This window comes from Burkholderia sp. BKH01, assembly GCF_025685725.1.
GTDB classification, from domain to species: domain Bacteria; phylum Pseudomonadota; class Gammaproteobacteria; order Burkholderiales; family Burkholderiaceae; genus Burkholderia; species Burkholderia pyrrocinia_C.
In genome coordinates this window covers 119,028-134,852 of the sequence record NZ_JAOTQT010000009.1, presented here as the reverse complement: position 1 = coordinate 134,852, position 15,825 = coordinate 119,028, and the positions used below count along the sequence as shown (strand labels likewise).

At 66.1% G+C, this 15,825-nt stretch carries 13 protein-coding genes and 3 tRNA genes; 7 read left to right on the top strand and 9 right to left on the bottom strand.

Annotation, left to right across the window (positions count from 1 at the left end):
* Nucleotides 1–6: 6 nt before the first annotated feature.
* From OEJ37_RS16220 to OEJ37_RS16195, 6 genes are all read right to left on the bottom strand, one after another.
* Nucleotides 7–942 carry a carbohydrate kinase family protein gene (locus OEJ37_RS16220; protein WP_175920324.1) on the bottom strand — a complete coding sequence of 312 codons (936 nt, stop codon included), beginning with the start codon at nucleotides 940–942 and terminating at the stop codon, nucleotides 7–9.
* A gap of 115 nt (nucleotides 943–1,057) precedes the next feature.
* Nucleotides 1,058–2,002, bottom strand: coding sequence for an ABC transporter substrate-binding protein (locus OEJ37_RS16215; protein ID WP_174421442.1), 945 nt, complete (start codon nucleotides 2,000–2,002; stop codon nucleotides 1,058–1,060).
* Nucleotides 2,003–2,086: 84 nt separating this feature from the next.
* Nucleotides 2,087–3,124 (bottom strand): ABC transporter permease subunit, encoded by a 1,038-nt coding sequence (locus tag OEJ37_RS16210; RefSeq protein WP_263344839.1) that lies wholly within the window; start codon nucleotides 3,122–3,124, stop codon nucleotides 2,087–2,089.
* 41 nt (nucleotides 3,125–3,165) lie between these two features.
* Nucleotides 3,166–4,719, bottom strand: a complete 1,554-nt coding sequence (locus OEJ37_RS16205; protein ID WP_263344838.1) for a sugar ABC transporter ATP-binding protein — start codon at nucleotides 4,717–4,719, stop codon at nucleotides 3,166–3,168.
* Nucleotides 4,706–5,953: an ROK family protein gene (locus OEJ37_RS16200; protein ID WP_174421445.1), complete on the bottom strand. Its 1,248-nt coding sequence runs from the start codon at nucleotides 5,951–5,953 to the stop codon at nucleotides 4,706–4,708. Before OEJ37_RS16200 ends, OEJ37_RS16205 begins: the two co-directional genes overlap by 14 nt.
* A 352-nt stretch (nucleotides 5,954–6,305) precedes the next feature.
* A tRNA-Leu gene (locus OEJ37_RS16195) sits at nucleotides 6,306–6,392 on the bottom strand.
* A gap of 446 nt (nucleotides 6,393–6,838) precedes the next feature.
* Here OEJ37_RS16195 and OEJ37_RS16190 point away from each other — a divergent pair.
* Nucleotides 6,839–7,402, top strand: a complete 564-nt coding sequence (locus OEJ37_RS16190; RefSeq protein WP_174421459.1) for a flavodoxin family protein — start codon at nucleotides 6,839–6,841, stop codon at nucleotides 7,400–7,402.
* Between the two features lie 191 nt (nucleotides 7,403–7,593).
* Here the strand turns inward: OEJ37_RS16190 and OEJ37_RS16185 are convergent.
* Both OEJ37_RS16185 and OEJ37_RS16180 read right to left on the bottom strand, forming a co-directional pair.
* A tRNA-Leu gene (locus tag OEJ37_RS16185) sits at nucleotides 7,594–7,680 on the bottom strand.
* A gap of 110 nt (nucleotides 7,681–7,790) precedes the next feature.
* A complete protein-coding gene (locus OEJ37_RS16180) occupies nucleotides 7,791–8,780 on the bottom strand; it encodes an aliphatic sulfonate ABC transporter substrate-binding protein (protein WP_175920325.1) in 990 nt (329 codons plus the stop codon).
* 126 nt (nucleotides 8,781–8,906) lie between these two features.
* Here OEJ37_RS16180 and OEJ37_RS16175 point away from each other — a divergent pair, with 126 nt between their 5' ends.
* Nucleotides 8,907–9,197, top strand: a complete 291-nt coding sequence (locus tag OEJ37_RS16175; RefSeq protein ID WP_263344886.1) for a MarR family winged helix-turn-helix transcriptional regulator — start codon at nucleotides 8,907–8,909, stop codon at nucleotides 9,195–9,197.
* Between the two features lie 70 nt (nucleotides 9,198–9,267).
* Here OEJ37_RS16175 and OEJ37_RS16170 read toward each other — a convergent pair.
* Nucleotides 9,268–9,354: transfer RNA gene (locus tag OEJ37_RS16170), tRNA-Leu, on the bottom strand.
* Nucleotides 9,355–9,602: 248 nt separating this feature from the next.
* On the opposite strand from OEJ37_RS16170, the gene rnr reads away from it, so the two are divergent.
* The 5 genes from rnr to OEJ37_RS16145 all read left to right on the top strand — a co-directional run bounded on the left by rnr (nucleotide 9,603) and on the right by OEJ37_RS16145 (nucleotide 15,744).
* Nucleotides 9,603–12,089, top strand: a complete 2,487-nt coding sequence (rnr, locus tag OEJ37_RS16165; RefSeq protein ID WP_175920327.1) for a ribonuclease R — start codon at nucleotides 9,603–9,605, stop codon at nucleotides 12,087–12,089.
* Between the two features lie 148 nt (nucleotides 12,090–12,237).
* Nucleotides 12,238–12,981 (top strand): 23S rRNA (guanosine(2251)-2'-O)-methyltransferase RlmB, encoded by a 744-nt coding sequence (rlmB, locus tag OEJ37_RS16160; RefSeq protein WP_034184068.1) that lies wholly within the window; start codon nucleotides 12,238–12,240, stop codon nucleotides 12,979–12,981.
* Between the two features lie 97 nt (nucleotides 12,982–13,078).
* The gene (locus OEJ37_RS16155) at nucleotides 13,079–13,951 is read left to right on the top strand and encodes an N-acetylmuramoyl-L-alanine amidase (RefSeq protein ID WP_175920328.1); all 873 of its coding nucleotides are present in this window, start codon (nucleotides 13,079–13,081) and stop codon (nucleotides 13,949–13,951) included.
* A 91-nt stretch (nucleotides 13,952–14,042) separates the two neighbouring features.
* Nucleotides 14,043–14,738, top strand: coding sequence for a ribose-5-phosphate isomerase RpiA (rpiA, locus tag OEJ37_RS16150; protein WP_152861502.1), 696 nt, complete (start codon nucleotides 14,043–14,045; stop codon nucleotides 14,736–14,738).
* A gap of 289 nt (nucleotides 14,739–15,027) precedes the next feature.
* Nucleotides 15,028–15,744 carry a FadR/GntR family transcriptional regulator gene (locus OEJ37_RS16145; protein WP_034184071.1) on the top strand — a complete coding sequence of 239 codons (717 nt, stop codon included), beginning with the start codon at nucleotides 15,028–15,030 and terminating at the stop codon, nucleotides 15,742–15,744.
* The last annotated feature ends 81 nt before the right edge of the window (nucleotides 15,745–15,825 follow it).

The following is a 15,825-nucleotide window of genomic DNA, read 5'->3' as shown; positions in this document are numbered from 1 at the left end:
CGCGGTCTATTGCGACAGCACGGTGTCGGCAGCGCGATCGATCATGCCGGCCACTTCCGCAGCCGTCGGCGCATAGGCGCCTGCGTGCGCACAGGCGACCGCCGCGCACGCGGCCGCGTAGCGCAGATGCTCGGCGGCCGATGCATCGGGCCGCGCAAGCTGGCTCGCGAGCCAGCCGCCGACGCTGGCGTCGCCGCAGCCGACCGTGTCGGCGACCTCGGTCGGGAACGCGGGCTGGAACAGCACGGTGTCGCGATGCAGGAGCTGCATGCCGGATGCGCCGCGCGTGACGAGCATCGTTGCATCGGGCGCCCACGCGCGCAGTTGCGCGAGTGCAGCCGTTTCGTCGAGCTCGGGAAACAGCCCGTGAAGATCCTCGTCGGATACCTTGATCCAGTCGGCGAGCGCGGCCAGCCGGCGCAGCGTGTCGCGATACGACGGCGCGGCCATCGGCGCACGGTAGTTCGGATCGAACGAGATTCGCTTGCCGGCCGCGCGCGCGGCCTGTGCCGCCTCGATCAGGCGCGACGCGAGCGGCTCGCGCACGACGCCGAGCGAGCCGATGTGCACGATCTCGGCTGCGTCGAGTGCGCCGGCGGGCAGGTCTGCCGGGTCGAACGCGAGATCGGCGCTGTTCTCGCCGATGAAGAAATAGTGGGGCGGCTGCTTCGACACGACCATCGCGAGCAGCGGCGCGCGGTCGACCTGCCGGGTGAAACGCATGTCGAGCCCGGCGTCGGCGCTTTTGCGCATCAGCTCGTCGCCGAAGATGTCGCGGCTGACCGTGCCTGCGAAGGCCGTCGGCACGCCGAGTCGCGCGCCGACGCGCGCGACGTTCCAGCATGAGCCGCCGGCGACGCTGTGCCAGCGCTGTGCGTCGTCGCGGATGAAATCGGTCAGCGCTTCGCCGAATACGATCAGGCGGGGGAACGTCGTCGTCATGTTGATGCCCGGTGGCCGGGCCGTGCAGCGGTTGATGCGAGCGGGCGGGCGGCGCCGGTCGTCGCGCGCGGCGACGTGGCCCGGCTCCGCCCGGTTTCGCGGGCGAGTGGCGCGATCAGCGCGGGGAGCTCCAGCCCTTGTAGGTCTTCACGTTGTCGCGCGTGATGAGCATCGGCTCGATCAGGATCATCGGATTGGCCGGCTTCTGGCCGTTCATGATCCCGTAGCCGACGTTGACGGCCTGCTGCGCCATCGCCCACGGGTCCTGGCTCGACGACGCCTGCACGAGCGTGTTGGATTTGAGCGCCACCTCGATATCGGGCGCGCCGTCGACCGACGTGATCACGATGCCCGGACGGTTCAGCTGCTTCGCGGCGAGATCGCTGCCGATCGCCTGCGGGTCGTTGATCGTGAACACCGCATCGAGTTTCGGAAAGCGCGTCAGGTAGCCCTGCATCGCGTTCATCCCGCCTTCACGCGAGCCCTTGCCGTCCTGGTCGCTCGACAGCAGCTTGATGCCCGCGTTTTTCGCGAGCACGGTCTTGCAGCCGTTGACGCGATCGATCACGGCCGACACCTGCGGGCCGTTCTCGATGATCACGTTGCCCTTGCCGTTGAGTTTCTTCGCGATGTAGTCGCACGCCAGCTCACCGGCCTTCACGTTGTTGGTCTGCACGGTCGCATTCGCGCCGGCCGCCGCGACGTCGACCGCGACGACCGTGATGCCGGCCGCCTGCGCCTTCTTCACCGCCGGCTCGATCGCCTTCGGATCGGTCGCGTTGAGCAGGATCATGTCGACGTGCGCGGAAATGAAGTTGTCGATCTGCGTGAACTGCTTGTTCAGGTCGTAGTCGGCCGACACGGCCGTGACCTTCGCGTTCGGGTTGATCTGCTTCGCGCGCGCTTCGGCGCCCTTGACGATCGTGACGAAATACGGGTTGCCGAGCGACCCGACCGTGACGCCGATCGATTTGAGCGGCTTGTCGGCTGCGTGCGCGGCGGAAGCGCCGAATGCGAGTGCGCAGGCGATGGCGGTCAGGGCGGCTTTGTGCTTGATCATGTCGTTGTGTCTCCGTGAGGTTGGTTGGTAGACGGGCGCAGGCGTGCCTGCCTGCGCCGCAAGGTTGAATGGACGGGAACGGTGTCAGGTGCGCGCCGAATCGCGCTGGCGGTAGCGATCGAGCGCGACGGCGCCGATGATCACGAGCCCCTTGATGATGTATTGCCAGATGTCGGACACGCCGAGCAGCACGAGTCCGTTCGTCAGTACTGCGATGATCAGCGCGCCGATCAGCGTGCCGACGATCGAGCCGACGCCGCCGACGAAGCTCGTGCCGCCGAGGATCACCGCGGCGATCGCGTCGAGTTCGTAGGACTGGCCGAGCTGCAGGCCGTTGGCCGCATAGAGCCGCGCGGCCGACATCACCGCGCCGAGGCCCGCGAGCAGCCCCGACGCCGCATACACGAACATCTGGATCGCCCGCACGTTGATGCCCGACAGGCGTGCGGCTTCCGGATTGCCGCCGACCGAATAGATCCGCATCCCGAGCACCGTGCGGCGCAGGATGAACCACGAGATCGCGATCACCGCGCACGCGATCACGACGAGCCACGGCACACCGAGGATCGTGCCGTTGCCGATGAACGCGAACGGCAACTGCGGATTGAACACGGTCGTGTCGTTGCCGATCAGGCGCGCGACGCCGCGCACGGCCGTCATCGCACCGAGCGTGACGATGAACGGCGGCAGGCGCAGGAACGAGATCAGCCCGCCATTGATCGCGCCGAACACGAGGCCGACGACGAGCGCGAAGGGCACGCCGAGCCAGCCCCAGCCGGGAATGGTCGACGCGATCAGCGCGGCGACGGCCGCGGCGGCGAGCACCGAGCCGACCGACAGGTCGATGCCGCCAGTCAGGATCACGAAGGTCATGCCGGCGGCGAGCACGATGTTGATCGACGCCTGCTGCGTGACGATCGACAGGTTCTGCAGCGTGAAGAAGCCGTTGGTCAGGAAGCCGAAGCCGACGCACAGGACCAGCAGCACCGGCAGCATGCCGGCGGTGCGTATCAGCGACTGCATGCGTGCGCGATGATCGGCGACGCGCAACTGGGGAGTACGATCGCCCACCGGATGGGCCGTCGCGGAAGCGAGGTTCCGCTGTTTGGTCGGGTTGATCATTTCGGTAGCCTGAATGTAAGAGTCAAGTGAAGGAGCGCGGCTCAGTGCGCGTCGGCGAGTTCGGCCTGCGAGCCGGTGGCCAGCGCGATGATTGCTTCCTGCGTAATGGGCGTGTGCGTGTGGCCGCCGAGTTCGCCCGCGATCTCGCCTTCGCGCATCACGAGCACGCGGTCGGCGACGCCGATGATTTCCGGCAGCTCGCTCGAGATCACGATCACGCCCACGCCGGCACGGGCCAGTTCGTTGATGATCCGGTAGATCTCGGATTTCGCGCCGATGTCGACGCCGCGTGTCGGTTCGTCGAGGATCAGCACGCGCGGCTTCGTTTCGAGCAGGCGCGACAGCAGCACTTTCTGCTGGTTGCCGCCCGACAGCGCGCCGACGTTGACGTTTGCGTGGGGTACGCGGATCGACAGCGAGGAAATCGCGTCGCGCGCGCGTTCGGCGCCGCGCGCGAGGTCGAGTGCGCCGAGTCGTGCATCGCGGCTGCAGACGGAAATGTTGATGTTGTCGCGCACGCTCATGTCGAGGAACAGGCCCTGGCGCTTGCGGTCTTCGGTCAGGTAGACGAGGCCCGCGTCGATAGCGTCGCGCGGCGAGTGCGCGCCGAACGTGCGGTCGCCCAGTTTCACGTCGCCGCGCACGCGCGGTTCGGCGCCGAAGATCAGCCGCGCGAGTTCGGTGCGGCCCGCGCCGACGAGCCCGGCGATGCCGAGCACCTCGCCGGCATGCAGGTCGAGGCTGCAGCCGCGCACGCGCGCGCCGTCGGCGATGTCGCGCACCGACATCAGCAGGTGGCCGGGGTCGTACGGCGCGTGTTCCTTCTTGTAGAAGCCGGAGATGTCGCGGCCGACCATCATCGCGACGAGACGCTCGGCCGACAGCGATTCGCGTTCGAGCGTGCCGACGTATGCGCCGTCGCGCAGCACCGACACGCGGTCGGACAGTTCGTAGATTTCCGCCATCCGGTGGCTGATGTAGATGATCGCGAGACCTTCCTCGCGCAACTGGCGGATCAGGCGGAACAGGTGCTCGGTTTCTCGCGACGACAGCGGCGTCGTCGGCTCGTCCATCACGAGGATGCGTGCGCGGGTGTGCACGGCGCGCGCGATCTCGACGAGCTGCTGTTCGGCGATCGACAGCGTATCGACGAGCGTTTCGGGCCCGAACGATGCGCCGAGGCGCGCGAGCACGTCCTGGCAGCCGCGCGCCATCGCCGCGCGGTCGATCGTGCCCCAGCGCCGGTTGCCACGCCGCAGTTCGCGGCCGACGTAGATGTTTTCCGCGACGGTCAGGTTCGGCGACAGGCACAGTTCCTGGTAGATCACCGCGACACCGGCATCGCGCGCGGCGAGCGGGCCGTCGATCTCGATGCGTTCGCCGTCGATCAGGATCTCGCCGCCGGCGTCGGCGCGGTATGCGCCCGACAGGATCTTCATCAGCGTCGATTTGCCGGCGCCGTTCTCACCCATCAGCGAGTGGATCTCGCCCGGATAGACGGTCAGGCTGACATTGTCCAGCGCGCGCACGGCCGGGAACGTCTTGCTGATCCGGCGCATTTCGAGCAGCGGGCGGGGCGACTCAGACCGCGACATGGTTGACCTCCTGCGAGTCGGTGCGGGCGCCCTTGAGGATGCCGGCCCGCGGGGAAAAGTTGAAGAACATCGGCAGCGTGGCCGCGCCGATCGCGCCGGCGTCGGCGCCGAACGTGCCGCGCACGAGCGTCGGCGTGCCGCGCGCTTCGGGCGCGGTGGCAACCAGTGCCGAGCGCAGGCGCGTCGTGACCGCGTCGAGCAGGCCCGCGTCGGTATCGGCGTCGATCACGACTACCGGCGCATCGACCACGCACAGCACCGCGCGCAAGGCCGGCGCGAGCGCGTCGACGCAGTCGTCGATCCATTCGTCGACGGCCGGCAGGCCGCGGGCAATGCAGGCTTCGAGATCCGCGCGGTTTTCGACCGTCTCGCCGTGATGGCGCAGATGGCGCACGAGCGCGTGCAGCGAGGCGCGCGCGAGCAAGATGTCCCACGGGCCGCGCGGCGGCGGTGCGGATGCCAGCCGGCTCGGCGGCACGGGAATCACGGCGATGTCGCCTGCATTGCCGGTCACGCCGCGCAGGCAGTCGCCGTCGATCGCGATGCCGCCGCCGATCGCCGGCCCGATGAACAGGTAGACGAAGTCGTCGCACTGCCGGCCGTATCCGTAGAACAGCTCGGCGATCGCGGCCGCGTTGCCGTCGTTTTCGCCGAACACGGGCAGCGACAGCGCGCGACCGAGGTCGCTCGCGAAATCGACGTCTTCCCATGCGCGGAACGTGTCGGGCGCGAGGCCGAGTTCGCGCATCCACGCGCCGAGGTTGTAAGGCTGAGCGACGCCGATGCCGGTCAGGCGGGCGCGTTCGTGGTCGGGGAGCAGGGCCTGCATCGCTTCGATGTCGTGACGCACGATCTCGAGCACGTCGGCGGGCGGAGGCAGCAGCGTGTCGTGCGAGCGGCGGCCGAGCACGTCGCCCGAGAAGTTGACGAGCGCCGTCTCGATGCGCATCCGGTCGAGATGGACGCCGATGCCGAACGCGCCGCGCGGGTCGAGGCGGATCAGCGATGCCGGCTGGCCGCGCTGGCCTTCGGTGCGACCAGCGAATTCGATCAGCTTCGCTTCGGCGAGCGACGAGATGATGCTGCCGACCGCCGTGCCCGTCATGCTCGCGAGACGCGCAAGGTCGGCCTTGGACGCGCTGCCGGCGCGGCGCAGCGTCTTCAGCAGCAGGCGCTCGTTGTAACGGCGCACGTTGGCCGAATTGCTCCCCTGGCCGATGTGCGGGCTTCTCATGGCGTCTCCTTCCATGTTGCGCCGCCTGGTGGCGCATTAAATAAATCACGTTGATTTATTTAACCGCGTGAGCGCCGTCATGTCAGCCTAGGGAAATCCCGGTTTTTTGCCGTGGATGAGGGGTGGCAGGGCGGATCTCGGGAAATGGGGATGGGTCGAAGAACCGGGGGGCGAACGCTTTGGAATTCGCTTGGCGGGCGGGCGCTCGCCGTGGAAGGGACGACGATTTGTCCGTCTTGAAGATGGCAAGGGATGGTGATGCCACACCGTGTGGATCAACAGGAAGGTGTGAATGATGCGGGGCCGGAAATGAAAAAAGGCCGGCTAGAAGCCGACCTTTTTAGAAAACAGATGGTGCCCAGGAGAGGACTCGAACCTCCACGGTGTTGCCACCGCTAGGACCTGAACCTAGTGCGTCTACCAATTCCGCCACCTGGGCACGTTTCGCTTGCTGCGATGCGAAAGACCGCAATTATAGCGTGCCCGAACGGCCTGTCAACAGATTTTGTGCGGCTTTTGAGCGGGACGAGAAAGAGGTGCGTGCCGGATTCGCGGTGTCCGGGTATCGCTGCCGGGTCGATCCCGGTGCGAAGGATTGCCGCCGGAGAGGAACGCGCGAATTTCCTGGACGCAGGTTCCAGTTTGTCGCCGGAGAAATTATCGTTGGTGCGTGCCTGTCGTGCCGCGCTGACTCGCGAATACAGGCAGGCGACGCCGCTCTGTGCCGCTTTTGTCCGCTCGCTTGGCGGCGCCGCGCGCATCGTGTAGTCGGCTGCCGCAATGGCGGCGCGCGACACATGCAGGTGAAGATAGTTGCATTACGATCATTTCTGTTACTATCGCGGTAACGTTTTTTGCGGAATTGTCCGCGACAAGGAGTTCCTCATGTCTGAAATCGCAGTGGTTTTTCATAGCGGCTACGGCCATGCGGCCGTCATTGCGGACGCAGTCGCTCGTGGTGTCGAGAAAGTCGACGGTGCGTCGGTCAAGCTGATCCCTGTCGACGCGATCGACGAACACTGGGAGTACCTGGAGCGCGATGCCAAGGCGATCGTCTTTGGTTCGCCGACCTACATGGGCAGCGCGTCCGCACAGTTCAAGGGCTTCATGGACGCATCGTCGAAGCATTGGGGCAAGTGGCGAGACAAGCTGGCGGCCGGCTTTACGGTATCGGCCTCGCAAAGCGGCGACAAGCTGGCGACACTTCAGCAACTGGCTGTCTTCGCTGCCCAGCATCAGATGCTGTGGGTCAGCCTCGGTCTGATGCCCGGCAACAACAACAGTAAGGGGTCGGTCAACGATCTGAATCGGCTCGGGTCGTTCCTCGGTGCGATGGCACAGGCGAATGCGGACGAGGGCGGCGATGCGATTCTCGAGAGCGATCGAAAGACGGCCGAAGTGCTGGGCGAGCGCGTCGCGATTGCCGCGAAACGCTGGAACGGTGCCTGAAGTCGATGGCCGGGCGGCACTGTTTCGATGGTTGTCCGGCTGATGGATGGGCGAGGCCGATGCGTGCTCGACGTGCTCGGCGCGTGCCGGCTGCGTTTGTTGAACGTCTCGAATTCGCGGCCCGGATCTCGTTCGGTGTTCCGGGCCGGAAATGAAAAAAGGCCGGCTAGAAGCCGACCTTTTCAAATAAGTGGTGCCCAGGAGAGGACTCGAACCTCCACGGTGTTGCCACCGCTAGGACCTGAACCTAGTGCGTCTACCAATTCCGCCACCTGGGCACGTTTCGCTTGCTGCGATGCGAAGACCGCTATTCTAGCGTGTCTTCGAAATCTGTCAACACAATTTCATCCGACTCGATAAAAATATTGAGCTCTTGTGCGACGGAGTCTCACGCACCGACCGGATCCGCGCGTTTCGCCGCGAAATTCCAGTGCTGCGCCTGGCCTGTATCGACGCGTGCCGGCAGCAATCCGGCCGCGAAGAACGTGTCGGCGATCTTCTGCTGTTCGCCGAAGTGTTGCGCGACCACCGCGCGGACGAGGTAGCTGCGTCGCGCGTTCGCGCGCACGATCGTCGCCGCGTCGAGCCCCCAGATCGGCGCGAGTGTATTCGCGGCCTCCTGTTGGTGATCGCGCAGCCACGTGCCGGCCTGCGACAACTGGTCGAACAGGATCTGGACGACGTCGGGCCGCGCGGCGGCGAAACTGCTCGATGCGAGGTAGTAGCGCTGGTACGACGCGAGTCCGTCGCCGTCGGCCAGAATCCGCACGTCGGGATTCCGGTCGACCGACGCGACATACGGATCCCACGTGATCCATGCGTCCACGCTGCCGCGCTCGAATGCCGCGCGGCCGTCCGCGGGCGTCAGATAGTGGATCGCAGCATCGGCGGGCGTGAGCTTCACGCGGGCGAGCGCGGCAAGCAGCAGGTAGTGGCTGCCGGCCGCCTTCGTGACCGCGATGCGCTTGCCCTTGAGATCGGCGAGCGTGCGCAGGGCGCTGTCCCGCTTGACGACGATCGCCTGTGCCTTCGGCGACGGCGCTTCCTGCGCGACGTACACGAAACGCGCATGCGCGGCCTGCGCGAAGACCGGGACCGTGTCCGCGACGTCGGCGCTGAAATCGATGGCGCCGACGTTGAGCGCTTCGGTCAGCGGCAGCCCGCTCGCGAATTCGTGCCACGACACCCGCAGGCCGAGCGGTGCAAGCGCTTGCTCGAGCGTGCCGCGCGTCTTGAGCAGCGTGATGAGCGTCGACGATTTCTGGTAGCCGATGCGCAGCGCGGCAGGCGTGGTCTCGGCGTGCGTTCGGACGCCCGCCGCAGTGAAGCCTGCGGCCAGCATCGCGCGTGCGAACGCGCGGCGGTTCATCGACGTCATGAATCGTGCTCCTCGTTGGGTTCGTTGCAATGAAGCGGGCCGGCTAACGTACCAACGGGGAGGGCAGGCGATAACCGATAAATTCTTCTATCGATCCGACCGGAGGGCATATAAGTCCTGCTGTTGATGCGGATCGACGGCGCGACGACGCCTTTCGAGTTGTCGAAGTTGTTCGGGGTTGGCGCGGGGTTGATGGCGCGCCTGCTCGACAATCTGGAGGGCAAGGGGCTCGTCGAGCGTTCGCGCGGCGTGAGCGATCGGCGGATCGTGAACCTCGCGCCGGCGGAAGCGGGGCCGGCGGTCGTTGCGCGGATTCCGGAGATCGCATCGAAGGTGCTCGATGCACGCATGCGGAAATTCACGAAGGTCGAATTCGACGAGCTGTGCCGGTTGCCGCGCAAGTTCAGCGGCGAGTAAATCGCCGCCTTGTTTCCTGGGCCGGAAATGAAAAAAGGCCGGCTAGAAGCCGACCTTTTTAGAAAACAGATGGTGCCCAGGAGAGGACTCGAACCTCCACGGTGTTGCCACCGCTAGGACCTGAACCTAGTGCGTCTACCAATTCCGCCACCTGGGCACGTTTTGCAGTAGCTGCTTGCTGCAAAGAAGGGAAATTATAGCGCCCCAATTATTCGTGTCAACACTTTTTTGCGATGCATCGCAAACCGGCCGCCGTCGCGCCTGCCCGCGGCATTCCCGTCATTTGGCGACACAGGCGGGTGATAGAATGACCCGCCGCCGTCAATATAGAACTGTCTGACGGACACCTCTATGTTGATGCCGTGCACATCAGTCAACGCAACGAGAACAATCATCGACAAACCCTTGAGCAAATATCCGTACCCCATTCCGAGCCGTGAAGAAATTCTCGGCGTGCTGCGTACGAGCGATGCGCCGCTGGCTGCCAACGACATCGCCGAAGCATTGTCGATCAAGCGTCAGGAGCGCGAGGGATTCTTCCGGCGTGTCGCCGCGATGGAGCGCGACGGCCAGATTCGCCTCGACAAGCGCGGCCACTACCAGTTGACCCATCCGTCGAATTTCGTCGCCGGGCGCGTGCAGGGGCATCGCGACGGCTACGGGTTCGTGATCCGCGACGACGGCCAGGACGACCTGTTTTTGCCGAACGGCGAAATGCAGAAGGTGATGCACAACGATCGCGTGCTCGCGCGGATCGTCGGCTACGACCGCCGCGGCCGGCCGGAAGGGCATGTCGTCGAAGTCACCGAGCGCGCGAACAAGCGCGTGATCGGCCGCCTGCTCAACGAGAACGGTGCGCTGATCGTCGCGCCGGAAGACAAGCGCATCGGCCACGACATCCTGATCACGCAGAACGTGAAGAAGGCGAAGGTCGGGCAGGTCGTCGTCGTCGAGCTGACCGATTTCCCGAGCCGACATTCGCAGCCGCTCGGCCGTGTCGTCGAAGTGCTCGGCGATATCGACGATCCGGGCATGGAAATCGAGATCGCGGTGCGCAAGTACGGTGTGCCGCATGAATTCAGCCAGCCGGCGCTCGACGAAGCCGCCGCGCTGCCCGACAAGGTACGGCCGACCGACCTGCGTTTCCGCGTCGACCTGCGCGACGTGCCGCTCGTGACGATCGACGGCGAGGACGCACGCGACTTCGACGACGCCGTCTACTGCGAGCCGGTCAAGGTCGGTCGCGGCGACGGCTTCCGGCTGATCGTCGCGATCGCCGATGTGTCGCACTACGTACAGCCTGGCAACGGGCTCGATACCGACGCCCTCGAGCGCAGCACGTCGGTCTATTTCCCGCGCCGCGTGATCCCGATGCTGCCGGAGAAGCTGTCGAACGGCCTGTGCTCGCTGAACCCGCAGGTCGACCGCTGTGTGCTCGTATGCGACATGGTGATCACCGCGCGCGGCGAGATCAAGGCGTACCAGTTCTATCCGGCCGTGATCCACTCGGCTGCGCGCCTCACGTACACCGAAGTGGCGGCCGTGCTGTCGAACACGAAGGGGCCGGAGGCCGCGCGCCGCGCGGACCTGCTGCCGCACCTGCAGAACCTGTATGGCGTCTACAAGTCGCTGTTCGCCGCACGGCAGAAGCGCGGCGCGATCGATTTCGACACGACCGAGACCTACATCGTCTGCAACTCGCAGGGCAAGATCGAGCAGATCGTGCCGCGCCAGCGCAACGATGCGCACAAGCTGATCGAGGAATGCATGCTGGCCGCGAACGTCTGCGCGGCCGACTTCCTGAAGCGCAACAAGCATCCGGGCCTGTACCGCGTGCACGCGGGGCCGACGCCGGAGAAGCTCGAGAACCTGCGCGCGTTCCTGCGCGGCATGGGCCTGTCGCTCGGCGGCGGCGAGAAGCCGCATGCAAGCGACTACGCGGCGCTGATGGCGCAGATCCGCGACCGGCCCGACGCGCAGATGCTGCAGCCGATGCTGTTGCGCTCGATGCAGCAGGCCGTCTACAGCCCGGACAACATCGGCCACTTCGGTCTCGCGTACGAGGCGTATGCGCACTTCACGAGCCCGATCCGTCGTTATCCCGACCTGCTCACGCACCGCGCGATCTACTCGATCCTGTCCGGCAAGAAGTATGCGCCGAAGGCGCCGGAGGGCTTCGAGCTGAACACCGCGCTGTCGCCGCGCGCCCGCGCGATGCAGCAGGCCGACGACGAAGCGCGCAATCGCTCGCGCTCGAACACGGCGATCTGGGAAGAGCTCGGCCTGCACTGCTCGGCGAACGAGCGGCGTGCGGACGAAGCGTCGCGCGACGTCGAGGCATGGCTCAAGTGCTATTTCATGCGCGACAAGCTCGGCGAGGAGTACGGCGGGATGGTGAACGGCGTCACGTCGTTCGGCATCTTCGTGCAGCTCGACACGCTGTTTATCGAAGGTCTCGTGCACGTCACGGAACTCGGCTCGGACTACTTCCAGTACGACGAGATCAAGAACGAGCTGCGCGGCGAACGGACGGGCATCCGCTATCGCCTGTCGGACCGCGTGCGGGTGCAGGTGAGCCGCGTCGATCTCGACGCGCGCAAGATCGATTTCCGCCTCGTGCGCGATACGCCGGTGAAGGCGCCGCGCCCGTCGCCCGCGCCGGCTGCCGCAGGTGCCGGTGCCGATCGCAACGGCCCGCGCGTGCGCGCGCTGCCGCAGGTGGAGGAGCTCACGCCGCGCCGCAAACAGGCAGCGAGCGCGCCGAGCGTTGCGGTGAAGGAAGCGCGTGCCGCACGTGCAGCCGCGAAGAAGAAGAGCGGCGGTGGCGGCGGTGGCGGCGGTGCGACGGCGAAGCCGACCGCGAAGAAGCCGCGCGCCCGCAAGAAGTATTGAGCGTTCGGGGCGGCGCAAGCGCACGCCCTGCAGTATCGAGAGACGCCGCGTCATCGGCCATCGGCCGGCAACGCGGCGCTTTCCTTTTCCATGGATCGCGGCTGCGCGCGTCGCGCGGCCGCACGTTTGATCGAAGGTTGTTCCAGTCATGTCACGTCTGAAGGTTCTTTACGGTTTTCATGCGGTGACCGCACGTTTGCGGCACGATGCATCGACGGTTGCGGAGGTGCTGTACGACCAGACGCGCCGCGACCGCCGCATGCAGGACTTCCTGCACACCGCGAAGGAAGCGGGCGTGCGGCTGATCGCGGCCGACGAAACGCGCCTGTGGGGTCTCGCCCATACCGAGCGTCACCAGGGCGTCGTCGCGCGCGTCGAGGACGTGCCCCTCGCGCAGAACCTGTCCGAGCTGCTCGACGGCATCCAGGGCCCCGCGCTGCTGCTCGTGCTCGACGGCGTCACCGATCCGCACAACCTCGGCGCGTGCCTGCGCGTTGCCGATTCGGCCGGCGCGCACGCGGTGATCGCGCCGCGCGACCGTGCGGTCGGCCTGAACGCGACCGCGGCCAAGGTGGCGAGCGGCGCGGCCGATACGGTGCCGTACATCACGGTGACGAACCTCGCACGCGCGCTGCGCGAGCTGAAGGAAGCCGGCGTATGGATCATCGGCACGTCCGACGAGGCGTCGGCGACGCTCTACGATACGAAGCTCGACGGCCCCGTCGCGCTCGTGATGGGCGCGGAAGGCGAAGGCATGCGCCGGCTCACGCGCGACACCTGCGACGAAGTGATGAGCATCCCGATGGCCGGCAGCGTGGAAAGCCTGAACGTGTCGGTCGCAAGCGGCGTGTGTCTTTACGAAGCCGTACGCCAGCGGCGCGTGAAGGGCTGACGCAGCCGGTCTCGCGCGACGTGCGCGGGACTGGGACGACCCGAACGACGCGTGCCGCGATGCGACGCGGCACGCGGTTCTCCGGAACTCGCGACCGATGACCCTGTTTCGCCTCGGCGCATCATGCGCCGTGCTATGCCTGCTGGCTGCCTGCACGTCGCCGTCGCTCGTCGAGCGCGGCACCTACTACGCCGACACGAGCCTGTACGCGCGCGGTGCCGATTCGCGGATCCGCTTTCTCGTGATGCATTACACCGAAAGCGACGAAGCGAAGTCGCTGCGCACGCTGACGGGCGATTCGGTCAGTGTGCATTACGTCGTGCCGCCGCAGCCGCGCGTCGAACACGGGATGCCCGTCGTGTACCAGCTCGTTCCGGAATCGAAGCGCGCATGGCACGCGGGCGTCAGCGAGTGGCAGGGCACGACCGAGCTGAACGCGGCGTCGATCGGCATCGAGAACGTGAACCGCGGCCCGCTCGATCCGCAGAATCGCACCTGGCAGCCGTATCCCCCTGAACAGGTCGATGCACTGATCCGCCTGTCGAAGGACATCGTCGCGCGCTATGCGATCCCGCCGACGCGCGTGGTCGGGCACAGCGACATCGCGCCGCAACGCAAGATCGATCCCGGGCCGCTGTTCCCGTGGCATGCGCTTGCGCAGGCCGGCGTCGGCGCGTGGCCGGACGAAGCGACCGTGGCCGCACGGCTCGGCGGTCGCGATCCGCACGCACTGGTCGACGTGCGCGAACTGCAGCTCAAGCTCGCGCGCTACGGCTACGACGTGCCGACCGACGGCGTGCTCGACACACGCACGCGGCGCGTATTCGCAGCGTTCCAGATGCATTTCCGGCCGTCCGACTATGCGGGCAATCCGGACGCCGAAAGCGACGCGATCGCGCAGGCGTTGCTCGACAAATACTTCCCCGACACGCAACCGGCGGACAACGCGCCCGCGGCAGGCGCACCCTGAACGCGCGGCGCACCGCGCGCCGAAAAACGCGGGCCGTCATCCGAGTCCGGTAAACTGGCGGTTTTCCGCAATCCCGCAGCATTACCACGCCATGACTCAAGACGAACTCAAACGCCTCGTCGGCCAGGCCGCCGCCGATTATGTGATCCAGAACGTGCCGGAAGGCGCCGTGATCGGTGTCGGCACCGGCTCGACCGCCAACTGCTTCATCGACGCACTCGCCGTCGTCAAGTCGCGCTATCGCGGCGCCGTGTCGAGCTCCGTCGCCACGACCGAACGCCTGAAATCGCACGGCATCAAGGTGTTCGACCTGAACGAGGTCGACTCGCTGCAGGTGTACGTCGACGGCGCCGACGAGATCGACGCGAGCGGCGCGATGATCAAGGGCGGCGGCGGCGCGCTCACGCGCGAGAAGATCGTCGCATCGGTGGCCGACACGTTCGTCTGCATCGCGGACGCCAGCAAGCGCGTGCCGGTGCTCGGCGCGTTTCCGCTGCCGATCGAGGTCGTGCCGATGGCGCGCACGGCGATCGGCCGGCGCGTGACCGCGCTCGGCGGCGTGCCCGTGCTGCGCGTGACGAAGGACGGCGCACCGTACATCACCGACAACGGCAACGAGATCATCGACGTGAAGGGGCTGCAGATCACCGATCCGCGCGGCTTCGAAGCGCAGGTGAACGCATGGCCGGGCGTCGTGACGGTCGGCCTGTTCGCCGAGCGCGGCGCGAATCTGTGCTTGCTCGGCACGGAAAACGGCGTCGAAACGATCGTTTATTCGGCTAATTGAAAGAAATGAAAAGCAGTCCGTAGCGGCACGATGTCGACGGCATGTCGACCGTAATGGACTGCATGGTTAAATCTTGTGGAAATCGGGCCCGGCAGGCGCAGCGCGCTTCCCGGGCCTTTTTTGAAGCCTTATAAATCACCCCATCAAGAAGAGGGATAACCCTGTCAGGTGTTTACCAGATAGCGAAATATCCTCGAACTCATCAACTTATAGATCATAAGAACAGTAGTAACCAGGGCCGGCGGAACTGCGGAGCAGGTGTTCGCAAATCGACGCACGGGGAGGTGTCATGGAGCAGGGCAAAGACCGGTCACTGGTCGCCAAAGTGATGGATGGGCTTGTCTCGGGTATCGTCGAAGACAAGTACGGTGGCATCTTGCCGCCGCAGGACGTGCTGTCGAAAGAGTTCGATGTAAGTCGCACGGTGATGCGGGAAGCATTGTCGATGTTGCTTGCGCGCGACATGCTGGACGTGCGGCCGAAAGTCGGTACGCGCGTGCGGCCAATGCGCGACTGGCGCATGATCGACGAAGACGTGGTGAGCTGGCGATTTCGAGCAAAACCCGATCCGCAGTTCATGCGCGACGTCATCGAATTTCGAATGCTGATCGAACCGCGCGCGACCGCGCAGGCGGCGGTGCGTGCGACTGCGGCCGACATCGCGGGGATCCGTGAAGCGTTCGATGCGTTCAAGGTGCTGCAGCCCGGCGATCCCGGCTACGACACGGCGGACGAGTTGCTGCACACGCGGATCGTGCAGGCGAGCGGCAACCAGTTCTTCCAGCAGATGGCGGCGATCGTGCGCGGGGCGGTGCGTCTCGTGAATCCGCGCGTCGTGCAGAAGGAAGGTGCGCACGAGATCGCGGTGAAGGCGCATGCGCGTGTCGTCGATGCGATCGAGCGGCGCGATCCGCGCGAAGCCGAAGCGGCCTCGCTCGCGCTGATCGATTTCAGCGCCGACGAGATCTCGCGCGATTTCTCCGTCGACGTGCCCATGCGCGCCTGACGCTGCTCGCGTCGCTCATCCGAGTGCCGGCGAGCCGTTTATCATGACGGCCGGTCGGCAGCGTGCCGGCCACCGTCATAC